The following is a 20,455-nucleotide window of genomic DNA, read 5'->3' as shown; positions in this document are numbered from 1 at the left end:
AGCATGACCGAGTACCCCCGCTTCGGCGCCGGCCTCTGGCACTTCGCCACCTACGTCGACCGGTACGCGTCCGACGGCTACGGCCCGGCCCGCACCACGCTCGACGCGATCGAACTGGCCGGGCAGGTCGACGACCTGTCCGTGGTCGACCTCAACTACCCGTTCACGCCGGGCGTCGGCCTGTCCGAGGTCAAGGACGCGCTGGCCGCCCAGGGGCTGTCCGCCATCGGCATCACCCCCGAGATCTACCTGCGCAAGTTCAGCCGCGGCTCGTTCACCAACCCCGACCCCGGCGTGCGCAAGGCCGCCCTCGACCTCATGCACGAGGCGGCCGGCATCGTCCGCGAGCTGGGCGCTGACTACGTGAAGATCTGGCCCGGCCAGGACGGCTGGGACTACCCGTTCCAGGTCGACCACCGCACGCTGTGGAAGCTGGCCGTGGACGGCATGCGCGAACTGGCGGGCGCGCATCCCGACCTGAAGTTCGCCATCGAGTACAAGCCGCGCGAGCCCCGCGTGAAGATGACGTGGGACTCGGCCGCCCGCTCGCTGCTGGGCATTCAAGAGATCGGGCTCGACAACGTCGGCATCCTGCTCGACTTCGGGCACAGCCTGTACGGCGGCGAGTCGCCCTCGGACGCGGCCCAGCTCATCATCGACCACGGCCGGCTCTACGGCATGGACGTCAACGACAACCTGCGCGGCTGGGACGACGACCTGGTGGTGGGCACGGTCCACCTCACCGAGATCTTCGAGTTCTTCCACACGCTGCGCAAGAACAACTGGGACGGGGTGTGGCAGCTCGATCAGTTCCCGTTCCGCGAGGACAGCGTGGACGCGGCCAACACGGCGATCGGGACGCTCAAGCGCATCTACCGCGCCCTGGACCGGCTCGACACGGCGGCGCTGGCCGAGGCGCAGGAGCGGCAGGACGCCATGGCGGCGCAGCGGATCGTGCAGTCGGCGCTGTTCGGGGAACTGTGATGTTCTTCCGGTCGCTGGCTACCGCGGTCGCTGTTGCCGCTGGGGTTCTGTCAGTTTCGGCGCCGGCTTCGGCCGGTGGGCACTCCGACAAGCCGCGCACGGTGGTCACCACCGACATGGAGTCGGACGACATCGCCTCGCTGGTGCGGTATCTGCTCTACACCAACGAGCTGGACACGAAGGGCATCGTCTACACGAGCAGCAAGTTCCACTGGGCCGGCGACGGCAAGGGCACGGAGTTCTTCCTGCCGAACCGGGAGTACAAGACGCCGCAGACGTCGTGGCGGTGGACCGGAAACACGACGATCGAGGATCAACTGATCCCGTCGTACGCCAAGGTCTATCCGAACCTGCGCCGGCACGACTCGAACTATCCGAGCCCCGCCAAGCTCAAGTCACTGGTGAAACTGGGCAACATTTCCTTCGAGGGGGAGATGGCCTCGGACACGCCGGGGTCGAATCTGATCCGGGATCTGTTGCTGGACAAGGATCGGCGGCCGCTGTATCTGCAGGCTTGGGGCGGCACGAGCACCATCGCGCGGGCGTTGAAGTCCATTGAGGAACGGTATTCGGCCTCGCCCAAGTGGGCCTCGGTGAAAGCGGCGGTGTCCAAGAAGGCGGTCATTCTGGCCAGTGGGTTCCAGGATGAGACGTACGCGAATTACATCTCCGTGAAATGGCCGGCCGTCAAGGTCGAGGAGCTGTCGGCCGGATATGCCACATGGGGCTTCAACTGCAACAACAACGGGCAGGGCAATGTTCGCGGTCTGCCCGCCGACCGGGTCTACTTCACCGGCGACTGGATCCGGCGCAACATTCAGATCGGGCCGTGGGGGTCGCACTACCGTTCCTGGCTCGACGGGCAGACGACGGCGGGTGACCCGCTCGACGTGTTCGGCGATCCGGCGAAGGCGCCCGGCGGCTGGTGCAAGCCGATGGGCCAGTACGACTTCCTGTCCGAGGGCGACAACGTCGTCTTCAACCAATTGCTGCGTACGGGTCTGCAGAACCCGTCCGACCCGGCCACGGGCGGCTGGGGCGGACGGGCGTACCAGGTGACGGCCTCACCCAACCTGTGGAAGCTGGTGCCCACCGAGAAGGACGCGACCGGGGCCGACGTGGCCAACCTGACTACCCTGCGCTGGGCGGCGGCCGCGCAGAACGACTTCGCCGCCCGCATCCGGTGGACGCTGACGCCGCGCTGGTCGGTCGGCAACCACCCGCCGTCGGTCCGCATCAACAACGGCGAAGTCGTACGGGCCCGTCCGGGTTCGACGGTGAAGCTGTCCGCGCGCACGTCCGACCCTGACCGCGACCGGGTGACGACGACCTGGTGGCAGTACCGCGAGGAGGGCACCTACCCCGGAACCGTGACCGTCAACGGTTCCCGCGTCACGGTTCCGGCCGACGCGAAGCCGGGCCAGACCGTCTCCGTGATCGCGCAGGCGACCGACGACGGCGGATTCCCGCTGACCCGCTACGACCGGGTGACCATCCGGGTCTCGTAGAAGCTCCGGGCGCCCCCGGCCTCAGCCGGCGGCGCCCGGACTGACCAGCCGCCGCCGGCCTCGGCCACCGGCGGCTCGCGTCACCAGCCGCCGCCGGTCGAGGCGGGCAGCGCCTTGCTTCACCTGCCGCCGCCGGTCGAGGGCGGCGGCGCCTTGCTTCACCAGCCGCCGTTGAAGAACGCCAGCAGGGCGGGGGCGGGGTCGGCCACGGTGGTCGCGTTGGCCACCGTCAGTGTGCCGAAGACCAGCGTCAGCACGACCGCGAACGACGCGGAGACGGCCTGCCACAACCGGGCCTCACGGCTGGACCGCGCGAACCGCCGCCACAGCGCGACCCCGGCCGCCCCGGCCGCGACAGCCAGAACCCCGGCGATCACGACCATGGCCGCGTGGAACAGCGCGAAGTCGCCGACCAGCAGGTCGACGGTGGGCGTGGTCCGGCCGTCGGTCAGCTGCTGCCGGGCCGGCTCCCAGTCCGGCTGCCCCGGGGCGCCGGTCGCCGCCAGCGACAGAAGCGACGACAACGGCGCCACTGCACCCTGGATGTTGGCCATCAGCGCGGCCAGCGAGAACAGCCCGAGCGCACCCAACCCGACCGCGGCGAGCTTGTTCCGGGTCTTGTACAGCGCGAATCCGAACACCACCACCAGCGCCGCGGCGGCCGCCCCCTTCACGACGTGGAAGGCGAACCAGTAGTCGAGGATCCGCTGCAGTTCGGGCGGGATCTGGCGGCCGCCCGAACTCAGGAAGCCGGCCAGGGCGGTGCGGGACGCCTCGGCCAGGCCGCGCTCGCCGTCGAATTGGTTTCCCGTCCACAGCGCCGCCAGTAAGGGCGGAGCGAATACGAATGCTGCGACAAGTCCCACCGCGGCAATGGTCATTTTGAGCTTCGTCATGAGGGCCTCGTTCCGGTCCGGCTTTCGATGGACCGCCCGGACGGTAGCCCTCGCCGTCCAGATGAGGCTGACCCCCGCACAATTGGTAGGGCCAGCCGGATTGCTTTCCGTCCGCGGCCGGGCGCCACGGTCGAGGCGCCGTCGGGTGATCAGCGGCGGCGGGCGTCGGCGTACCAGGCCAGGGCGGCCAGGCCGAGCAGGAGCGCCGGCCAGCCGAGCGCGCCGATCAGGACGATGAGCGCGGCCGTGGCCAGGACGGCGAGCCGGGCGGTGACGATCGGATCGGTCATTCCGCTATCGTGCGCCGCCGAGCCTTCGGTGTGGACCGAAGGGTGAGAGATGGCACGCGTGACTCCGGGCACGACACGCAGATCTTATTCGCGTGAATGGCTTTCCTTTCTGGATACATCACAGGGCAGTCGGGAAAGCGACAAGTCGTCGAGCCGCACCTTTGTTGACCGCCTTCCGGGACGCTCCATAGTGTGAGTAATTCACCGGTTGCGAAACCGGAAGGAGGAGCCATGCGGCGAATGCGGGCAATGTGCGCGGTGCTCATTCTTCTCGCCGGCGGGGTCGCGGGATGCAGCGACCGATCGGCGCCCGATCAGAATGAGATCAAGCAGGCCTTCATCCGGCAGCTCATCGGTTTTTGTGCCGAAGTCGACCGCCATCTGGCGCATGTCGACGCGAAGAAGCAGCCGGACGTCTATGCCGATCAGTTCGAGCAATTTCTCGATCAGGCCCGGCGTCAGCCGCCGCCGGACACCGGCCGCGCGCATTTCGATGCGCTGCTGACCGAGATGGGTGGCGCCGCCCGGCATTTCCGGGAGGCTCAGGCGGCTCTGGCGGCCGGCGACCAGATTTCGATGCAAGAGGCGCTGAAGCAGGCGAACCAGCAGCTGGGCAGCGCCGACGCGGCCGCCCAGAAGTACGGCATGCCGCCGCTCAACACCTGCCCCGACCACGACACGGCGTCGTCACCCGCCCCCGGCCCGGCGACCCCCGCTCCGGCCCAGGCCTGGCAGCCGCGGCACGCGTCCCCGGCGGCGGTGCAGCAGGTGAACGCGGCCGTGCTGAACGGCCAGATCTGGGTGGCCGGTGGCCTGACCGCCTCCACCAAGGCGACCGCTTCGACCCAGACCTATGACCCGGCTAAGAACACGTGGTCGCCGGGCCCGTCGCTGCCGCATCCGGTGGATCACGCGATGCTGGTGACCTACCGCGGCCGGCTGGCGCTGATCGGCGGGTTCCTGGGGCACGGCGGTGACCCGGTCGCGTCCGATCAGGTCTTGTTCTTCGACGACAGCGCCGGGCACTGGGTGAAGGGCCCGTCGTTGCACCACGCCCGGGCGGCCGGCGCCGCTGCGGTGGTCGGCGACAAGATCGTCGTCGTCGGTGGCCGCACCGGCACGCCGCAGAAGCTGGTGCCCGAGACCGAGGTGTTCGACGGCCAGGTGTGGCGCGACGGCGCGGCCATCCCGGTGCCCGGTGACCATCTCGCTGCCGCTTCCGACCGGGATTTCCTGTACGCCGTGGGCGGCCGCGAGTTCGTGCCGGGCAAGAACACCAATGCGGTGCAGCGCTACGAGCCCGCCACCGACCGGTGGACCAGGCCGACCACCCTGCCCGAACCGCTCAGCGGGGCCGGCGTGACGATCATCGGCGGGCAGCTGTTCGTCGTCAGCGGCGAGACCACCAAGCCCGCGGTGTCGGCCGCGGTCCGCTCCTACGACCTGACCGATCCCGGCGCCACCTGGAAGAAGTGGCCGTCGCTGGCCCAGGGACGGCACGGCCTGGCGGTGGCAGCCATCGGCACCACCCTGTACGCCATCGACGGTTCAGTCCGGCCCGGGCACACCGCGTCCACGAGCACCGTCGACGCGCTGAAGGTGCCGGAGAGGCGGACCGACCCGGCCGTGGCGTGGAAGCCCCGGCATGTCGCCTCGGCGGCGGTGCAGCAGATGAATGCGGCCGTGCTGAACGGCCGGATCTGGGTGGCCGGCGGTCTGACCGCCTCGACCAAGGCGACCGCGTCGACCCAGAGCTACGATCCGGCCCAGGACGCCTGGGTGCCGGGCCCGTCGCTGCCGCACCCGGTGGATCACGCGATGCTGGTGACCTACCGCGGCCGGCTGGCGCTGATCGGCGGGTTTCTGGGGCACGGCGGTGATCCGGTCGCGTCCGACCAGGTTCTGTTCTTCGACGACAGCATCGGGCACTGGGTGAAGGGGCCGTCGTTGCATCACGCCCGGGCGGCCGGCGCTGCCGCGGTGGTCGGGGACAAGATCATCGTGGTCGGCGGCCGCACCGGCACGCCGCAGAAGCTGGTCGCCGAGACCGAGGTGTTCGACGGCAAGGTGTGGCGCGACGGCGCGGCCATTCCGGTGCCGGGCGACCACCTTGCCGCTACTTCGGACCGGGCCTATCTGTACGCCGTGGGCGGCCGCCAGTTCGTGCCTCGGACGAACACCAACGCGGTGCAGCGCTACGAGCCGGACACCGACCGGTGGATCAGGCTGACCACCCTGCCCGAACCGCTCAGCGGCGCCGGCGTGACGATCCTGGCCGGGCAACTGCTCGTGGTCAGCGGCGAGACGACCCAACCGGCCGTCTCGGCCACCGTCCGCGCGTACGACCTGACCGATCCCCGCGCGGCGTGGAAGAAGCTGCCCTCGCTCGCTCAGGGACGGCACGGCCTGGCCGTGGCCGCGATCGGCACCACCGTGTACGCCGTCGGCGGCTCGGCCCGGCCCGGGCACACCGCCTCCGTCCCCACCGTCGACGCGCTGTCCTTCTCATGAGATGAGCGGAACCGTGGCGAACGCGGAGACGGCGAGCGATACCGGACAGCGGCCGGTGGTCATCTTCCTGAGCTACCGCCGCGGCGACACGCAGTGGGCCGCCCGCGGTATCTACGACCGGCTGGTCGACCGGTACGGCCGCGAGAACGTGTTCCGCGACCTCGACGCGATCCCGCCGGGGGCCAAGTTCCGCAAGTACGTCGAGCGCAAGATCTCCGAGTCGGACGTCTTCCTGCTGCTCATCGGCCGGGCGTGGGCCTCGTACCAGGACGACCGGGGCCGACGCCGGCTGGAGCAGCCACGCGACCCCGTGCGGCTCGAGGTCGAGGCGGCCCTGCGTCTCGGGCTGCCGATCATTCCGGTACGGGTCGAGGGCGCGCCCATGCCGACCGAGAGCGACCTCGTGCCGTCCATCGTCGACATCCTCGAGTTCAACGCGGCCGAGGTCTCGGACTCGAGGTGGGACTACGACGTCGACCGGTTGCTGCGGGCGATCACGGAGTCGGCCGTACGCGGGTCGGCCCCGCCTCCGCCCGTGCCCGCGCCCGCGGAAGAGGCCGAGACCGAGGAGCCCGTGGGCGATCAGGCGGCGGAGGAGGCGGAGATCGAGGAGCCCGCAGATCACCAGGCGGCGGAAGAGAACGAGACCGAGGAGTCCGCGGGCGATCAGGAGGCGGACGAAGTCGAGAGTCCCGTGATCGAGTTGTCGGTGCCTGAGGCGGTCACCGAGAGCCGGACGGTGCGCCATCGCGTCGTGGCCGGCGCGGCGGCCGCCGTCACCGGCATCGTGATCCTGCTCGTGTATCTGCTGTCGTCGCGCCCGGACGAGCCGGCCATCGTGGCTCACCTGCCGGGCGACCTGCGAGCGACGTGCACGGCCGAGGACAAGTCGGCCACCTGCCACCTGGCCGACCGCACCGTCGTCTTCTACCGGCTGTTCGACACGGCCGCCGAAGCCGAGGCGGATGTCGTCAACGGGCAGCCGATGGCACCGGCCGGCGACGAGTGCCCGCCCGCCGCCCCCGGCGCCGACGACGGTTCGGGCGAGCGATCGTCGGTCACCGTCGCCGTCGTCTGCCGGTACGCGGCCGGGACGCAGAAGGGCCTGGCCATGTTCGGCTACACCGCGAAGGACACGAGCCGCCTGTACGTGTCCCGGTGGGTCGCCGACGCCGAGCCCCTGCTGCGCGGCGAGATGTCGACCGAGCACGCGTATCCGCTGGACTGGACGACGCTCACGACCAACTGGGCCCGGCTTGCCGCCTCGCCGTGAGCGCGCTTGTGCGGGCACGGCATGATCAACCGCGTGAGGGGACTGCGCCGGTTGTCGTTGCTGCTGTTGGTGGTCCCTCTGCTCACCTCGTGCACGGAGCCGTGGGAGGACGGCGGACTGATGCCCGTGGCGCCGTCCAGCGACCCGGTCCCGTCAGTGGTTGCTCCCACCACGACCGGCCCGGTCGCTCCGGAGGCGATCGAGTCGGTGTCCGCGTGCTCGCTGCTCGGCGTGCTCATCACTGCGGAACGGGGAGACGCGGCGGCGGGGTATCGCGAGATGGGGCTGAACGTCAAGAACTGCGGTTCCAAGCCGTACGAGGTGCGGGGACGGCCGGACATCGTCGTGCTCGATGAGGACGGGCGTCCGCTGAAGGTTTCCGTCGTGCCCAGCGTGCACTACACAGCGGGGCCGGGGCGTCTCGTGCTGAAGCCGGGCGAAGGGGCGCGGGCCGTGTTGTCCTGGCGCAACACCGTCACGGACACCGGCGGCGGGGCGGACTTCGGGGTGTCGCTCGCGGTGGCCGTCTCCAAGGGGGAGATGCGCCAGCTCGTCACCCTGCCGTCGAGGATGGACCTCGGCAACACCCGGCGGCTCCAGGCCGGCGTCTGGTCCTGACCGCGGATCAGGGCCGGCGGCGGCGCAACAGGACGTCGGCCGTCCAGGCCAGCAGGCCCACGCCGAAGACGGCGGCCAGCCAGCCGGCCACCTCGATGACGACGATGATCGCGGTCACGGCCAGCATGACCACGCGCGCCACGACGGCGGCCGGGCGGCCCCGGCGGGTGCCGCTCGCGGGCTGCACGGCCAGGCGGGCGGCCAGCTCGCCGAACTGGCGGGCCTCGCGCATCCGGGATTCGCCGTCCTGCACGAGGATGCCGTCGCACAGGTCGCGGACGCCGGTGGTCGCACGGACGGACGAGGTGACCGCGTCGTAGATCTCGGGGCTCTCGACCGTGCCGGTCAGGATGACCACCCGGTTCTGCACCTGGACGGCGAGCGGCTGCCGGCGGTAGCGCTCGTCGGCGGCCAGTGCCTCGGCTATCCGGCGCGCGAGGTCCCGGTCGGCGTCGTCGAGCTCCATGGCAACCCCCTCAGCGTTTGTCGTCGGCGCCGGCCAGGTCGTCCACCACCAGCAGGTCGGATCGGGCCTGACCGGCGCGGTAGGCGGCCCGGCCGATCATGTGGGCGGCCACCGGGGCCGTCGCCATCGAGAAGACGGCGACCAGCAGCAGGGTGGTGATGTCGACGGCGTCGCGCAGGCGCAACGCGCAGCCGATCAACACCAGCAGCAGGCCGAGGACCTGTGGCTTGGTGGCCGCGTGCATCCGGGACAGCAGGTCCGGGAAGCGCATCAGAGCTACCCCGGCCGACAGGCTCAGCAAGCCGCCGATCACCAGGCACACCCACGCGGTCACATCGAGCACGGCGCTCATCGCACTTCCTCCGTCGGCCGGTCGGCGACGGCCGGCGGGCTCAGCGAGTCGCCGCGGTCCGGCGGCTCGGGGGCGCGGCGGTCCAGGGCGGCCGGCAGGCCCAGCGAGTCCGGCAGGTCGACCGAATCGGCCTGGTACTGCGAGCTCGGCCGGTCGGCGTCGCGCCCGCTGGCCGGGTCGGCCACCGACTGCCGGCGGATGGCGAAGCGGGCCACGCTGACCGCACCGGTGAAGCCGAGGATCGACAGCACGGCCAGCACCGGCAGCGCGGTCGCGTCGCGCGAGAACGCGGCCTCGGCGGCGATGGCCATGACAATCGTGGCCAGCAGCACGTCGGTGGCGACGATCCGGTCCAGGATCGACGGCCCGCGCACGATCCGGACCAGGGCGAGGACGGCGCCCCCGGCCAGCAGGGTGGTGACCACGACGGCGACGACGGTCATGCGGGAACCTCCTCGATGGCGCGGCGCTCGGCCGGCGACCCGAACGCCCGGACGATCCGGCGTTCCAGCTCGAGCACGTCTTCCTTGAATTTGTCGGCCTCCGCGGGCGACTCGACGCCTAGCACGTGGACGTAGAGCACACCCTTCCGGCGGTCGACGTCGACGATCAGGCTGCCCGGCACCAGCGACAGCGCCTCGGCCGTCATGGTCAGGCCCAGATCGGAGGGCGCCCGCAGCGTGACGGCCACGATCGCGCTCCTCGGCACGTGCCCGAACCGGAAGGCCAGCGCCACCACCTGGAAGCTGGCCACCACCATGTCGAGCACGAACCGCCCGGCGAACCGCAGCGTGCCCAGCGGGTGGATCCGCCCCGAGTACGTGACGGCCGGAAGCGGGAACACGATGAGCACGACGACCGCGATGACCAGCCCGCCCACGAACGTCAGCGGCGTGAACGACCCCCACAGCAGCACCCAGATCACGGTCAGCCCCAGCGCGGCGATGCCCCGGTCGCGCCAGCGCCCGCCCGTCACGGCGCACCTCCGCCGAACACGGCCTGGACGTAGTAGGACCGTTCCATCAGCGACGACGCCGCCTGGTCGCCCACCTCGAACAGCGGGCCGGCCACGACCGTCAGTCCCACACCGAGCAGCACCAGCGCCATGGTCGGGGCCACCATGAGCGGCGGCAGCAGCGAGCTCGAGCCCGACGGCACGGACTTCGGCGGCGTACGCCAGAAGGCCAGATTCCACACGCGGGCCACCGCGTACAGCGTGAGCAGGCTGGTCAGGATGCCGCCGGCCACCAGCAGCCAGGGCAGCACGCCGCCGTCGGCCACGCCCGCCTGCACGAGGCCCAGCTTGCCGATGAACCCGCTGAAGGGCGGGATTCCGGCCAAGTTCAATGCCGGTATCAGGAACAGAATGGCCAGCACGGGCGACAGCTTGGCCAGGCCGCCGAGCTTGTCCAGGGCAGTGCTGCCGCCGCGCTTCTCGATCAGGCCGGCCGCCAGGAACAGCGTGGTCTGAATGGTGATGTGGTGGACCACGTAGAAGATGGCGCTGGACAACCCGAGCTGGGTCGTCAGCCCCACCCCGAAGAGCAGGTAGCCGATGTGGCTGACCAGGGTGAACGACAGCAACCGCTTGATGTCCGACTGCGCCACCGCGCCCAGGATCCCGATCACCATCGTGAGCAGTCCCAGAATGAGAAGGACGGCGGCGGCTCGTCCGCCGGGGAACAGCAGCGTCTCGGTACGGATGATCGCGTACACGCCGACCTTGGTCAGCAACCCGGCGAACACCGCCGTCACCGGGGCCGGCGCGGTGGGATAGCTGTCCGGCAGCCACGACGACAGCGGGAACACGGCCGCCTTGATGCCGAAGGCGAGCAGCAGCATGCCCTGCAGGATCAGGCGCAGGCCGTCGGGCAGCGCGTCCAGCCGCTCGACCAGCTGGGCCAGGTTGAGCGTGCCGGTCGCCCCGTAGATCAGGCCGATCGCGGTCAGGAAGATCACCGAGGACAAGAGCGAAACCACGACGTACGTCGAACCGGCCCGGATCCTGTTCTCGGTGCCCCCGATGGTCAGCAGCACGTAGCTGGCCACGAGCAGGATCTCGAATCCGACGTACAGGTTGAACAGGTCGCCGGCCAGGAACGCGTTGGTCACACCGGCCGTCAGCACCAGATAGGTCGGGTGGTAGACCGACAGCGGCGTCTCCTCGTGCCCGTCGGCCATGCCCTGCCCGATCGAGTACACGAGCACGCACAACGTCACGGCCGACGAGACCACCAGCATCAGGGCGGCCAGCTGGTCGGCGATGAGCACGATGCCCAGCGGGGCCGACCAGCCGCCGACGGCAACGACCAGCGGCGCGTCGGTGGTCGAGAAGTAGAGCAGGGCACATGACACGAGCAGGGTGGCGGTGAGCACGGTGAGGCTGACCGTCCGCTGGGCGCGCGGCTTGCCCGCCATCATCAGCGTGAGGGCCGCCCCGAACAGGGGCATCACCACGGGCAGGGGTACCAGGAAATTCATCGCACGGCCTCGTGGTGGTCCTTGTCGTCCGTGCCGGAACCTTCGTCCCGCTCGGCGAGCTGCATGATCCGCTGGTCCTCGACGTCGTCCTGCACCTCGTCGTGGCCGGACATGGCCCAGCTGCGGTAGGCCAGGGCGAGCAGGAAGGCGGTCATGCCGAGCGTGATGACGATCGCGGTCAAGATCATGATCTGGGGGAGCGGGTCGGCCATCTCCTCGTCCGGGCCGAGGCCCACGATGGGTGGGGTGCCGGCCTTGCCGCCGAGCAGGATCAACAGGTTCACGCCGTTGCCGAGCAGGATCATCCCCATCAGGACGCGGGTCAGGCTGCGCTCGAGCACCATGGAGACCCCGGCCGCGAAGAGCACGCCGATCACGACCACGTACACCAAGTTCGGAGTCACACTGGCTCCTTCTGTCGTTCGATGGCCCGTCGTTCCCTACGAGTGGCGACCTCGTGCTGGCGGTCCAGCTCGGCGCCGAGGCTGCGCAGGATCTCGAGCACCAGCGCCACCACGATCAGGTAGACGCCGATGTCGAAGAAGACCGACGTGGCGAAGTGGATGTGGCCCAGCAGGGGCAGGTGGAAGTCGAGCAGGGCGCTCTGCAGCACCGCGCCGCCCGAGATCAGCGCCACCACCCCGGTGCCGACCGCGGTCAGCAGGCCCGCCCCGAGCAAGAGCCCGGCGTCGACCGGCGCCGCCGCGTTCAGCTCGCGACGCCCGCCGGCCAGGTAGCGGGTGGTCAGGGCCAGCCCGGCCACCAGACCGCCGGCGAAGCCGCCACCGGGATCGTTGTGCCCGCTGAAGAGCAGGTAGATCGAGAACAACACGATCGTGTGGAACAGCAGCCGGGCCACCACCTGCAGGATGATCGACTGGCGGCGGGCCTCGGGGTTGTCGCCCGCCCGCAGCCACGGCCCGGGCGGCGCGGACGGCGTCCCCTGCTCGGCCCGGCGGCGTTGCAGCGCACCGGACCGGCGGAAGATGAGCGAGGCCACACCGGTCGCGGCCACCACGAGCACCGAGATCTCGCCCATGGTGTCCCAGGCCCGGATGTCGACCAGGGCCACGTTCACGATGTTGTGCCCGCCGCCGTACGACACCGCCGGTTCCGCGAAGTCGACCGAGATCGGGGTGGCGATCCGGCCGCCCACCGCCACGTAGGCCATGCCCGCGGCCACCAGCCCCGTCGCCACGGCCAGGACCGCGCGCATGATGCGGGTGACCCGCAGCGGCCGGGCCGAGAACCGTACCGGCAAACGCCGCAGCACCAGCACGAACATGACGATCGTGACCGTCTCGACCAGGAACTGGGTCAGCGCCAGGTCGGGCGCGCCGTGCAGCACGAACATGACGGCCACGCCGTAGCCGGACACGCCGAGCAGGATCATCGCGGTCATCCGCCGCCGCGAGCGGGCCGCGATCAGCGCCGAGCTGACGACGACCGCACCCGCCACGAGCTGCAGAGGCGAGTCCCACAGCCGGATATCGGTGGGCCAGGGCGCCACGAAGACGAGCGTGCCCGCGCCGAACAGCACCAGGACGACCAGGATGATGCCGAGCGAGAACGGCAGCGAACCGCGCTGGGTGGCTCCGGTGACCTCGACGGCCGCCCTGTCCACTGCGGACATCAGCCACTTGTAGACGGTTTCCGCGTACGGCAAACGGCGGCCCGGCCAGGGACGGCCCCGCAGTTGCATCGCGAACAGCGTGCCGCCGATCGCCAGGACGGCCGCCGACAGCAGCAGCGGCAGCCCGAAACCGTGCCACAGCGCCAGGTGTTCCGTCTGGCCGGGGAATTGCGACGCGTACGGGCCGAGCAGCCCGTCGAACCACCCGGCGCTCACACCGACGGCGAGCCCGGCCACCGACAACAGCCCCGCCGGCGCCGCGAAAGCGAATCCGGGCCGCGGCGTCTCGAGCGGAGCCACGCCCGGCTTGGTCGCGAACGCGCCCCACAAGAACCGCAGCCCGTACGCCACGGTCAGCGCCGACCCGGCCACGAGCGCCAGAAGCACGAGCCGGTCGGTAGTGCCGCCGTGCTCGAACGCCGCGAACAGCGTTTCCTTGCCCACGAACCCGGCCAGCGGCGGCACTCCGGCCATCGAGGCCACGGCCAGCGCGGCAATGACGGCCAGCAGCGGCATCCGCTGGCCCAGCCCGCTCAGCTCGCGCAGATCCCGGGTACCGGCCAGGTGGTCGACGATGCCGACGACGAGGAACAGCGCGGCCTTGAACAACGCGTGGGCGAGCAGCAGCGCCGCCCCGGCCAGCGCGGCCGCCTGTCCGCCCGCTCCCAGGGCGATCGTCAGCAGACCCAGCTGGCTCACCGTTCCGTACGCCAGAAGCAGTTTCAGATCGTGCTGGCGCATGGCGTTCCAGCCGCCGAGCAGCAACGTGATGACGCCGGCGGCCAGCGCCACCGGCCGCCACGGCTCGGCCTGGACCAGCAACGGACCGAGCAGGCCGAGCAGGAACACGCCGGCCTTCACCATCGACGCCGCGTGCAGATAGGCCGAAGCGGGCGTGGGCGCGGCCATCGCGGCCGGCAGCCAGAAGCTGAACGGGAAGATGGCCGACTTGCTCAGCGCCCCGGCCAGGATCAGCACCGCCGCCACCGCGCTGTTCGCGGGCAGCGGGCCTTCGGCGATCTCGGACCAGCGGTACGTGCCGGCGCCGTGGCCGAGCATGACGAACCCGACCAGCATGGCCAGGCCGCCCGCCGTGGTCACCACCAGCGCCTGCATGGCCGCCCGGCGCCCGGCCGACTGCTCGCCCTTGTGCCCGATCAGCAGGTACGAGAAGACGGTGGTGAGCTCCCAGAACACGTACAGCAGAAGCAGGTCGTCGGCGACCACCAGGCCGGTCATGGCGGTGGCGAAGCCCAGGAAGATGCCGGCGAACCGGCCCAGACCGGGGTCGCCCTCTCCGAAGTATCTGGCGCAGTAGGCCAGCACGACTGCTCCGATGCCGCTGACGATCAGCAGCATCAGCCACGACAGCGTGCCCATCCGCAGGGCCAGGTCCATGCCGAGGCGCGGCACCCACGGGTACGTCTCGGCCAGCGGCGGCCTCTGGACGGCGGCCCACACAAAGGTTCCGGCCGGCACGAGAGCCAGGCCGTACAGTGCGCGGTTGCCGGCGTACCGGATCGCCACCGGGGCCAGAACGGCGGCCGCGGCGTGCAGGATCAGGACGAGCAGCATCATCACGGTTCGATCAGCCCGGCCCGGATCGCGTACCGGGTCAGTTCCTGCCGGTCCTTGAGACCGAGCTTGGCCAGGATGTTGGAGCGGTGGCGCTCGACGGTCTTGACGCTGATGTAGAGCAGCTCGGCGATGTCCTTCGTCGAGTGACCCTCGGCGACCAGCTTCAGCACTTCCTCCTCGCGTTCGGTGACGGCCCGGGCGGGGATCTCGGCGCCGGTGCGGGCGCGTTCCAGGTATTCGCGGATCAGCGCGGTCTCCGCCCCGGGATACAGGAACGGCTCGTCGCGCATGGCCGCGTGGCAGGCCTCGACGAGGTCGCGGTCGGCGGCCGACTTGAGCACGTAGCCGGCCGCGCCCACGCGCAGCGCCTCGAAGAAGAACTGCTCGTTGTCGTACATGGTCAGGATGAGGATCCGCAGGTCCGGGTGGCTGCGGCTGAGCTCACGGGCGGCCTGCAGGCCGGTCATCCGGGGCATGGCGATGTCCAGCACGGCCAGGTCGGGCGGGTCGGCCGCGGCCAGCGCCAGCGCCTCGGCGCCGTCGGCCGCCTCGCCGATCACCTCGAGGTCGGGCTCGCCGTCCAGAATGAGACGGACGCCGCGGCGGACGAGGGCGTGGTCGTCGGCCAGCAGGATGCGGATCACACTGTTCTCCATGGCATGCCCTTCTGGCCCTCGCCTGCGAGGCCGTCGACCGGTCCAGCCGGGTGCCGCTCGGTGCAGGCGGTCATGCCGCCACCACCAGCTGAACCGCCGTGCCGCCGGTGGCGCCCGACTCGACGGTCAGGTCGGCCCCGACCAGCAGGGCCCGCTCGCGCATCCCGCGGATGCCGGCTCCCTCGGGCGCCCCGCGCAGGCCTCGGCCGTCGTCGCGCACGCACAGCTGCACCCCGTCGTCCTTGCGGGCGAGCACGAGGTCGACGTGCTGGGCGGCCGAGTGCCGGGCCGCGTTGGTCAGGCTTTCCTGGGCGACCCGGTAGACCACCAGTTCGACCTCCTTGGGCAGGACGGGCAGATCGGAGGCGACCTGGCGGCGGACCGCCATGCCGGCCGTGGTGAACTCGCCGGCCAGCGCGCGCAGGGCACTGGGCAGGCCAAGTTCCTCGAGGACGCCGGGACGCAGCCGGCGGGCGATGCGACGGATCTCGTCGAGGCTGTTGCGCGTGCTCTCTTGCACCTGCAGCAGCTGGTCGCGCACCGGCTCGGGCGACGCCTTCGCGACCCGCTTGAGGTCGAGCAGCACCGCGGTCAGGGTCTGGCCGATCTCGTCGTGCAGCTCCTGGGCGATCCGGTGCCGCTCGGCCTCCTGCGCCGACAGCGCGCGCCCGGCGCTGGACGCCCGTTCCGTCTCGAGCCGGTCCAGCATCGCGTTGAAGGTGGTGATCAGCTGGGCGATCTCACCGTGGCCGCGGGCGGCCAGCCGGGTGCCCGGGCGCAGCAGGTCGATGGTGGTCATCACCCGGGTCAGGCGGGCCAGCGGGGCCAGGCCGACGCGCAGCATCGCCGCGTTGGCGATCAGCGTGAGCACCGTGCCGGCCAGGATGATCAGCGCCTCGGCCAGGCGCGCCGTGGTCGAGACGGTGACCGGTGCGAAGAGCAGCACGAGGGCCGCGACGGTCAGGACCGCCGCGTTCAGCGAGAAGATCCGCCAGAACAGCGACACGCGAGATCACCCGATCCGGGACAGGGGGGAGCGTCTTTCCCACCTACCCTGCCTGGCCGGGAGGGGCCCTGCCATCGGGTCCAGCCCCCATCCGCCTACGTGAGGCGCACCACGCGGGGCAGGGGTGACGGGTGAGGCGCCAGGGCCGGGCGGCGGCGGTACTCCTGCGGGCTGACGCCGCGCTCGCGCTTGAACGCCGTGCTGAGGGCGAAGGCGCTGCCGTAGCCGACGCGCCGGGCCACGGCCTCCAGCGTCGCGTCGTCCTGGCGCAGCAGGTCGGCGGCCAGGGTGAGCCGCCAGCCGGTGAGATAGGCCATCGGCGACTCGCCCACCACGTCGGTGAAGCGGCGGGCCAGCGACGCGCGCGAGACACCCGTGCGGGCGGCGAGAGAGGCGACCGTCCATGCGTACGAGGGATCGTCATGGATGAGACGCAGCGCGGGCCCGACCACGGCGTCGGCCTGCGCCTTCTGCCAGCCCGGCGCATCGTCGGCGGGGGCGGCCAGCCACGAGCGCAGCACCGAGACCAGCACCAGGTCGAGCAGGCGGTCGAGCACCAGGTCCTGGGCCGGCTCGGTGCCGGTCATCTCGCGCACGAGCAGGTCGATCAGGGCCCGGTCGCCCGCCTCGGCCGGGCGGATCAGCAGGCCGGGCAGGGCGTCGAGCAGGCGGCGGCTGACCTCGCTGTGCATCTGGTAGGTGCCGCTGATCATCACTGTTGCGCCGTCGGCGGCGGCGCCCCACGTGCGTACGCCCTGGCCGGTCATCGTCATCTCGATGCCGTCGACCGATTCGCAGCGCTGACCGGGATGGATGATGATCTGCGGCGCGGTGCCGGGGGAGTCGGCCACGTTGTAGGGCTCGACGCCGTTGACGACGGCCACGTCGCCGGGCTCGATGCGGACCGGGGTGGCGTCCTGCTTGAGGATGTACGCCTCGCCGCGCACCAGGGTGATGAGCGACAGGGGCGAGCCGTCCTGGATCCGCAGCGACCACGGCGGATCCAGGACCGAGCGCAGCAGGAACGCCCCGCGGGCGCGAGGCCCGTCGAGCAGGCCGGTCAGCGCGTCCATGCGGCCTACCGTACTTGGGGCACGCTCCAGACTCCGGTGGCGGCGGCGCGCGCCGCGTACTCGGAGAAATCGCGCGCCGGACGGCCCAGCGCCTGCCGCACGCCGTCGGCCGGCTGGGCGTTGCGGCCGTCCAGGATGCCGCGGAACATGTCGCCCAGCTCGACCGGCAGGCCGGCCGCGCGCAGCACGTCCTCGTACTCCTCGTGGCTGATCGCCGTGTAGCGGATCTCGCGGCCGCTGGCCCTGCTCAGCTCGGCCGCGACCTCGGTGAAGGTCAGCGCCCGGGGCCCGGTCAGCTCGTAGTGCGCGCCCTGATGATCCGGGTCGGTCAGGGCGTCGGCCACCACGTCGGCGATGTCCTCGGCGTCGACGAACGGCTCGGCCACGTCACCCGCGGGCAGCCGGATGTCGCCGCTCACCACGGCGTCGACCAGGAAGTCCTCGCTGAAGTTCTGGGCGAACCAGCTGCACGTGACGATCGTCCAGCCCGTGCCGGCGTCCTTCACCCGCTGCTCGGCCTCCTGAGCCAGCGGTTCGCCGCGCCCGGACAGCAGCACCAGCTGCTCGACGCCGTTCTTGGCGGCCAGATCGGCGAAGGCGCCGACCTTGTCGGCCGCGCCGGGCAGGCCGAGGTCGGGATAGAAGGTGATGTAGGCGGCCTTCTGCCCGTCGAGCGCGGGCGCCCAGCTCGACTCGTCGTCCCAGTCGAACCGGGTCTTGCTGCGGCGCGAGGCCACCCGTACGTCGATGTTGCGCTGGAGGAGGCGGTCGGCGACCCGCCGTCCGGTCTTGCCGGTTCCGCCGATCAGAAGTGTCATGCCCCCAGTACAGCGGCGCACGATGAGACGGTGAATGGCTCAGAGGCGCAACCGCATAAGCCGGACGCTCAGCGCCGGGGCGGGCGCGCCGTCACCGCGTTCACGATCGACAGGAAAGCCACCAGGGCTCCGACGAGCATGCCGCTCCACGCCACCCCGTGCTGCTCGTGATAGCCGAACAGGAAGGGCGCCGCGATCATCCACACCCCGGTCAACGCGGCCAGCGCGCTCAGCCGCCGGGACCGGCCGGGCCGGACCACCTGGGCCACGCTGAGCCCGATCAGCAGCGCCCCGGCGATGACGTCGTTCCACCACGGGTAGACGCCGTGGTCGATGACGACCGGCGTGATCACCAGCCAGATGCCGCCGAGCAGCACGAACGCGCTCGGCGTGAGGACGATGTCGTGGCTCAGCCGGCGAGCCACCCGCGATCCCACGGCCTCTTCCGCCGGCATGTCATCACCCTCTCTCATCAGGCCCTTCACTCCACCGTCGGCGGGCGGAGTGGCAAAGGACCCGCGAACTCATGACAGTCGCATGACAGTCACCTCGCGGACGGCGCCGGCGAAGGCGGCCGGCGCTTCCTGGGGCAGGTTGTGACCGGCGTCCGCCACCTGATGATGCACGCGCGGGCCGGTGAAGTGAAGGGCGCTCGGGCTGCCGTCGGTGGCCGGGAAGTTGCCGTCGGCCGTGCCGTCCAGCGTCACGGCGGGCACGGTGATCGGCGGAGTGGCGGCCAGCGCGGCCTCGTCTCGCGCGTAGGCGGGGGCGCCCGGGGCGTGTCCTAAGCGATGCCGGTACGAATGCAGGACCACATCGACGTAGTCGGGGTTCAGGAAGGCCTCGGCCGCCCGGTCGAGCTCGGCCGGGCCGAACGTCCACTTCGGTGAGTTGCGGCGCCAGATCACCTCGGCGATGCCCCGGGCGTCGGCGGTGAGGCCGGCCCGCCCGCGCTCGGTCAGGAAGTAGAAGAAGTACCAGAAGCCGGCCTCCAGATCGGGCCGCAGCGGCTGATCGGCGAGCGCGATGTCCTGGATCAGGTAGCTGTTGACCGACACGATCCCGGCCACCCGCTCCGGGTGCAGGGCCGCCGCGACGCACGCCGCCCGGCCACCCCAGTCGTACCCGGCCAGGACGGCCCGCTCGATGCCGAGCGCGTCCATCAGGGCCAGCGCGTCGGCCCCCAGCGCGGCCTGCTGACCCGAGCGTGGGGTGTCCGGGCTGAGGAACCGGGTCGGCCCGTGCCCGCGCAGGTAGGGCACGATCACCCGGTGGCCGGAGCCGGCCAGTGCGGGCGCGACCTCGGCGTAGCTGTGGATGTCGTACGGGAAACCGTGCAGCAACAGCACGGGCGGCCCGTCGACCGGCCCCGCCTCGTGGTACGCGACATCGAGCACGTCGGTCGTGACGTGCCGCACGCTCATCCGCTTGTCACTCATGACACCAAGGACCGCCGGCACGCGCCGGATGTGACAGATGCAGTAGGACGACGGATTATGTCGCCGCCCCGGCTCGATACGTTCGCGGATATTAGTTGTCCGAGTTGGGAGTTGAGTTCAGTGCGCATCGTCGTTGCCGGGGGGACCGGCCTCATCGGGTCGAAGGTCGTCGAGTTGCTGCGCCCGAAGGGGCATGACGTGGTGCCGGCCGCGCTTGAGACGGGGGTCGACACGATCACCGGGCAGGGCGTGGCCGAGGCGCTGGAAGGGGCCGACGCGGTGGTCGACGTGACCAACCGCATGACGTTCGAGCCGGATGTGATCATGAACTTTTTCACCACTTCGACCCGCACGCTGCTGGAGGCGGGACGGGCGGCCGGGGTGAGGCACCACATCGTGCTGTCGATCGTCGGGGTGGACCGGCTCTCGCACCCCGGCTACCTGAACGCCAAGGCGGCGCAGGAACGGCTGGTCGCCGAGTCGGGACGGCCCTACACGATCGTACGGGCCACGCAGTTCTTCGAGAATCTGACCACCATCGGCGCCGGCATGGCCCAGGGCGGGGTCATCGTCCTGCCCGCCGCCGACCTGCAGCCGATCGCCGCCGCCGACGTCGCCGGCGCCCTGGCCGACGTGGTCACCGGCGAGCCGGCCGGCGGAGTGGCCGAGATCGCGGGACCCGAGCGGGCGTCCTTCGCCCGGTTCGTCGGGCCGGTGCTGGCCGCCCAGGGCGACGAGCGTCCCGTCAAAGAGGATCCCGCAGCCGGCTACTTCGGCGTGCCCATCGTGCGCGACTCGCTGGTCCCGCTGGGGGAGGCCCGGATCGGCCGGACGACGTTCGAGGAGTGGTCGGCTTCGTAGCGTCGGGATGCG

The 20,455-nt window shown here is 71.0% G+C and carries 22 protein-coding genes; 6 read left to right on the top strand and 16 right to left on the bottom strand.

The annotated features are described in order from the left end of the window. Positions 1 to 3 precede the first annotated feature (3 nt). Together OWR29_RS46320 and OWR29_RS46315 are read left to right on the top strand one after the other, a co-directional pair. Positions 4 to 984 carry a TIM barrel protein gene (locus OWR29_RS46320; RefSeq protein WP_267570083.1) on the top strand — a complete coding sequence of 327 codons (981 nt, stop codon included), beginning with the start codon at positions 4 to 6 and terminating at the stop codon, positions 982 to 984. Then, positions 984 to 2,492, top strand: a complete 1,509-nt coding sequence (locus OWR29_RS46315; RefSeq protein ID WP_267570082.1) for a DUF1593 domain-containing protein — start codon at positions 984 to 986, stop codon at positions 2,490 to 2,492. The genes OWR29_RS46320 and OWR29_RS46315 overlap by 1 nt, the downstream gene beginning before the upstream one ends. 158 nt (positions 2,493 to 2,650) lie before the next feature. Here the strand turns inward: OWR29_RS46315 and OWR29_RS46310 are convergent, their stop codons facing one another. The 3 genes from OWR29_RS46310 to OWR29_RS46300 all read right to left on the bottom strand — a co-directional run bounded on the left by OWR29_RS46310 (position 2,651) and on the right by OWR29_RS46300 (position 4,260). Continuing rightward, positions 2,651 to 3,388 carry a hypothetical protein gene (locus tag OWR29_RS46310; protein WP_267570081.1) on the bottom strand — a complete coding sequence of 246 codons (738 nt, stop codon included), beginning with the start codon at positions 3,386 to 3,388 and terminating at the stop codon, positions 2,651 to 2,653. Between the two features lie 149 nt (positions 3,389 to 3,537). Beyond that, positions 3,538 to 3,678, bottom strand: coding sequence for a hypothetical protein (locus OWR29_RS46305; protein ID WP_267570080.1), 141 nt, complete (start codon positions 3,676 to 3,678; stop codon positions 3,538 to 3,540). 201 nt (positions 3,679 to 3,879) lie between these two features. Beyond that, positions 3,880 to 4,260, bottom strand: a complete 381-nt coding sequence (locus OWR29_RS46300; RefSeq protein ID WP_267570079.1) for a hypothetical protein — start codon at positions 4,258 to 4,260, stop codon at positions 3,880 to 3,882. Here OWR29_RS46300 and OWR29_RS46295 point away from each other — a divergent pair. Genes OWR29_RS46295 through OWR29_RS46285 form a run of 3 tightly spaced genes read left to right on the top strand, consistent with a single transcriptional unit; the run spans position 4,255 to position 8,080 of the window. Further along, on the top strand, positions 4,255 to 6,189 hold the full coding sequence (locus tag OWR29_RS46295) for a Kelch repeat-containing protein (protein ID WP_267570078.1): 1,935 nt from the start codon (positions 4,255 to 4,257) through the stop codon (positions 6,187 to 6,189). The genes OWR29_RS46300 and OWR29_RS46295 overlap by 6 nt on opposite strands. 1 nt (position 6,190) lies before the next feature. Further along, the gene (locus tag OWR29_RS46290) at positions 6,191 to 7,462 is read left to right on the top strand and encodes a toll/interleukin-1 receptor domain-containing protein (protein WP_267570077.1); all 1,272 of its coding nucleotides are present in this window, start codon (positions 6,191 to 6,193) and stop codon (positions 7,460 to 7,462) included. A gap of 33 nt (positions 7,463 to 7,495) precedes the next feature. Beyond that, complete coding sequence (locus tag OWR29_RS46285; RefSeq protein WP_267570076.1) at positions 7,496 to 8,080, top strand: DUF4232 domain-containing protein; 585 nt, start codon at positions 7,496 to 7,498, stop codon at positions 8,078 to 8,080. A 7-nt stretch (positions 8,081 to 8,087) separates the two neighbouring features. On the opposite strand, the gene OWR29_RS46280 is transcribed toward OWR29_RS46285, so the two are convergent. The 13 genes from OWR29_RS46280 to OWR29_RS46220 form a co-directional block, all read right to left on the bottom strand. Further along, positions 8,088 to 8,546 carry a BON domain-containing protein gene (locus OWR29_RS46280; RefSeq protein WP_267570075.1) on the bottom strand — a complete coding sequence of 153 codons (459 nt, stop codon included), beginning with the start codon at positions 8,544 to 8,546 and terminating at the stop codon, positions 8,088 to 8,090. 10 nt (positions 8,547 to 8,556) lie between these two features. Next, positions 8,557 to 8,898 carry a monovalent cation/H(+) antiporter subunit G gene (gene mnhG, locus OWR29_RS46275; protein WP_267570074.1) on the bottom strand — a complete coding sequence of 114 codons (342 nt, stop codon included), beginning with the start codon at positions 8,896 to 8,898 and terminating at the stop codon, positions 8,557 to 8,559. Then, on the bottom strand, positions 8,895 to 9,341 hold the full coding sequence (locus OWR29_RS48105; protein WP_324291318.1) for an MrpF/PhaF family protein: 447 nt from the start codon (positions 9,339 to 9,341) through the stop codon (positions 8,895 to 8,897). Before OWR29_RS48105 ends, mnhG begins: the two co-directional genes overlap by 4 nt. Beyond that, entirely contained in the window at positions 9,338 to 9,874 is a 537-nt protein-coding gene (locus OWR29_RS46265) for a Na+/H+ antiporter subunit E (protein WP_267570073.1), read from the bottom strand. The genes OWR29_RS48105 and OWR29_RS46265 overlap by 4 nt, the downstream gene beginning before the upstream one ends. After that, the gene (locus OWR29_RS46260) at positions 9,871 to 11,379 is read right to left on the bottom strand and encodes a Na+/H+ antiporter subunit D (RefSeq protein WP_267570072.1); all 1,509 of its coding nucleotides are present in this window, start codon (positions 11,377 to 11,379) and stop codon (positions 9,871 to 9,873) included. The genes OWR29_RS46265 and OWR29_RS46260 overlap by 4 nt, the downstream gene beginning before the upstream one ends. Further along, positions 11,376 to 11,783, bottom strand: coding sequence for a Na(+)/H(+) antiporter subunit C (locus OWR29_RS46255; protein ID WP_267570071.1), 408 nt, complete (start codon positions 11,781 to 11,783; stop codon positions 11,376 to 11,378). Before OWR29_RS46255 ends, OWR29_RS46260 begins: the two co-directional genes overlap by 4 nt. Further along, entirely contained in the window at positions 11,780 to 14,587 is a 2,808-nt protein-coding gene (locus OWR29_RS46250; protein ID WP_267570095.1) for a Na+/H+ antiporter subunit A, read from the bottom strand. Before OWR29_RS46250 ends, OWR29_RS46255 begins: the two co-directional genes overlap by 4 nt. A gap of 2 nt (positions 14,588 to 14,589) precedes the next feature. Next, positions 14,590 to 15,246 carry a response regulator gene (locus tag OWR29_RS46245; RefSeq protein ID WP_267570070.1) on the bottom strand — a complete coding sequence of 219 codons (657 nt, stop codon included), beginning with the start codon at positions 15,244 to 15,246 and terminating at the stop codon, positions 14,590 to 14,592. 70 nt (positions 15,247 to 15,316) lie between these two features. Further along, on the bottom strand, positions 15,317 to 16,252 hold the full coding sequence (locus OWR29_RS46240; protein WP_267570069.1) for a sensor histidine kinase: 936 nt from the start codon (positions 16,250 to 16,252) through the stop codon (positions 15,317 to 15,319). Between the two features lie 95 nt (positions 16,253 to 16,347). Then, positions 16,348 to 17,325, bottom strand: coding sequence for an AraC family transcriptional regulator (locus tag OWR29_RS46235; RefSeq protein WP_267570068.1), 978 nt, complete (start codon positions 17,323 to 17,325; stop codon positions 16,348 to 16,350). A 5-nt stretch (positions 17,326 to 17,330) separates the two neighbouring features. After that, positions 17,331 to 18,143 carry an NmrA family NAD(P)-binding protein gene (locus OWR29_RS46230; RefSeq protein WP_267570067.1) on the bottom strand — a complete coding sequence of 271 codons (813 nt, stop codon included), beginning with the start codon at positions 18,141 to 18,143 and terminating at the stop codon, positions 17,331 to 17,333. Between the two features lie 68 nt (positions 18,144 to 18,211). Beyond that, positions 18,212 to 18,598 carry an SPW repeat domain-containing protein gene (locus OWR29_RS46225; protein ID WP_267570066.1) on the bottom strand — a complete coding sequence of 129 codons (387 nt, stop codon included), beginning with the start codon at positions 18,596 to 18,598 and terminating at the stop codon, positions 18,212 to 18,214. Between the two features lie 69 nt (positions 18,599 to 18,667). Further along, the gene (locus tag OWR29_RS46220; RefSeq protein WP_267570065.1) at positions 18,668 to 19,582 is read right to left on the bottom strand and encodes an alpha/beta fold hydrolase; all 915 of its coding nucleotides are present in this window, start codon (positions 19,580 to 19,582) and stop codon (positions 18,668 to 18,670) included. A 120-nt stretch (positions 19,583 to 19,702) separates the two neighbouring features. Between OWR29_RS46220 and OWR29_RS46215 the strand changes: the two genes are divergently transcribed. Beyond that, complete coding sequence (locus tag OWR29_RS46215; protein ID WP_267570064.1) at positions 19,703 to 20,443, top strand: SDR family oxidoreductase; 741 nt, start codon at positions 19,703 to 19,705, stop codon at positions 20,441 to 20,443. The last annotated feature ends 12 nt before the right edge of the window (positions 20,444 to 20,455 follow it).

The organism is Paractinoplanes pyxinae, assembly GCF_026626335.1.
GTDB classification, from domain to species: Bacteria; Actinomycetota; Actinomycetes; order Mycobacteriales; family Micromonosporaceae; genus Actinoplanes; species Actinoplanes pyxinae.
This window is presented reverse-complemented; position numbering and strand designations above follow the sequence as displayed.

What these genes read in the sequence shown, in the direction of transcription:
- OWR29_RS46315 (WP_267570082.1), top strand. Translation starts at nt 984, where the DNA reads ATGTTCTTCCGGTCGCTGGCTACCGCGGTCGCTGTTGCCGCTGGGGTT.
- OWR29_RS46245 (WP_267570070.1), bottom strand. Translation starts at nt 15,246, where the DNA reads ATGGAGAACAGTGTGATCCGCATCCTGCTGGCCGACGACCACGCCCTC.
- OWR29_RS46320 (WP_267570083.1), top strand. Translation starts at nt 4, where the DNA reads ATGACCGAGTACCCCCGCTTCGGCGCCGGCCTCTGGCACTTCGCCACC.
- OWR29_RS46260 (WP_267570072.1), bottom strand. Translation starts at nt 11,379, where the DNA reads ATGAATTTCCTGGTACCCCTGCCCGTGGTGATGCCCCTGTTCGGGGCG.
- OWR29_RS46305 (WP_267570080.1), bottom strand. Translation starts at nt 3,678, where the DNA reads ATGACCGATCCGATCGTCACCGCCCGGCTCGCCGTCCTGGCCACGGCC.
- OWR29_RS46225 (WP_267570066.1), bottom strand. Translation starts at nt 18,598, where the DNA reads ATGCCGGCGGAAGAGGCCGTGGGATCGCGGGTGGCTCGCCGGCTGAGC.
- mnhG (WP_267570074.1), bottom strand. Translation starts at nt 8,898, where the DNA reads ATGAGCGCCGTGCTCGATGTGACCGCGTGGGTGTGCCTGGTGATCGGC.
- OWR29_RS46280 (WP_267570075.1), bottom strand. Translation starts at nt 8,546, where the DNA reads ATGGAGCTCGACGACGCCGACCGGGACCTCGCGCGCCGGATAGCCGAG.
- OWR29_RS46295 (WP_267570078.1), top strand. Translation starts at nt 4,255, where the DNA reads ATGCAAGAGGCGCTGAAGCAGGCGAACCAGCAGCTGGGCAGCGCCGAC.
- OWR29_RS46235 (WP_267570068.1), bottom strand. Translation starts at nt 17,325, where the DNA reads ATGGACGCGCTGACCGGCCTGCTCGACGGGCCTCGCGCCCGCGGGGCG.
- OWR29_RS46250 (WP_267570095.1), bottom strand. Translation starts at nt 14,587, where the DNA reads ATGCTGCTCGTCCTGATCCTGCACGCCGCGGCCGCCGTTCTGGCCCCG.
- OWR29_RS46230 (WP_267570067.1), bottom strand. Translation starts at nt 18,143, where the DNA reads ATGACACTTCTGATCGGCGGAACCGGCAAGACCGGACGGCGGGTCGCC.
- OWR29_RS46220 (WP_267570065.1), bottom strand. Translation starts at nt 19,582, where the DNA reads ATGAGTGACAAGCGGATGAGCGTGCGGCACGTCACGACCGACGTGCTC.
- OWR29_RS46290 (WP_267570077.1), top strand. Translation starts at nt 6,191, where the DNA reads ATGAGCGGAACCGTGGCGAACGCGGAGACGGCGAGCGATACCGGACAG.
- OWR29_RS48105 (WP_324291318.1), bottom strand. Translation starts at nt 9,341, where the DNA reads ATGACCGTCGTCGCCGTCGTGGTCACCACCCTGCTGGCCGGGGGCGCC.
- OWR29_RS46310 (WP_267570081.1), bottom strand. Translation starts at nt 3,388, where the DNA reads ATGACGAAGCTCAAAATGACCATTGCCGCGGTGGGACTTGTCGCAGCA.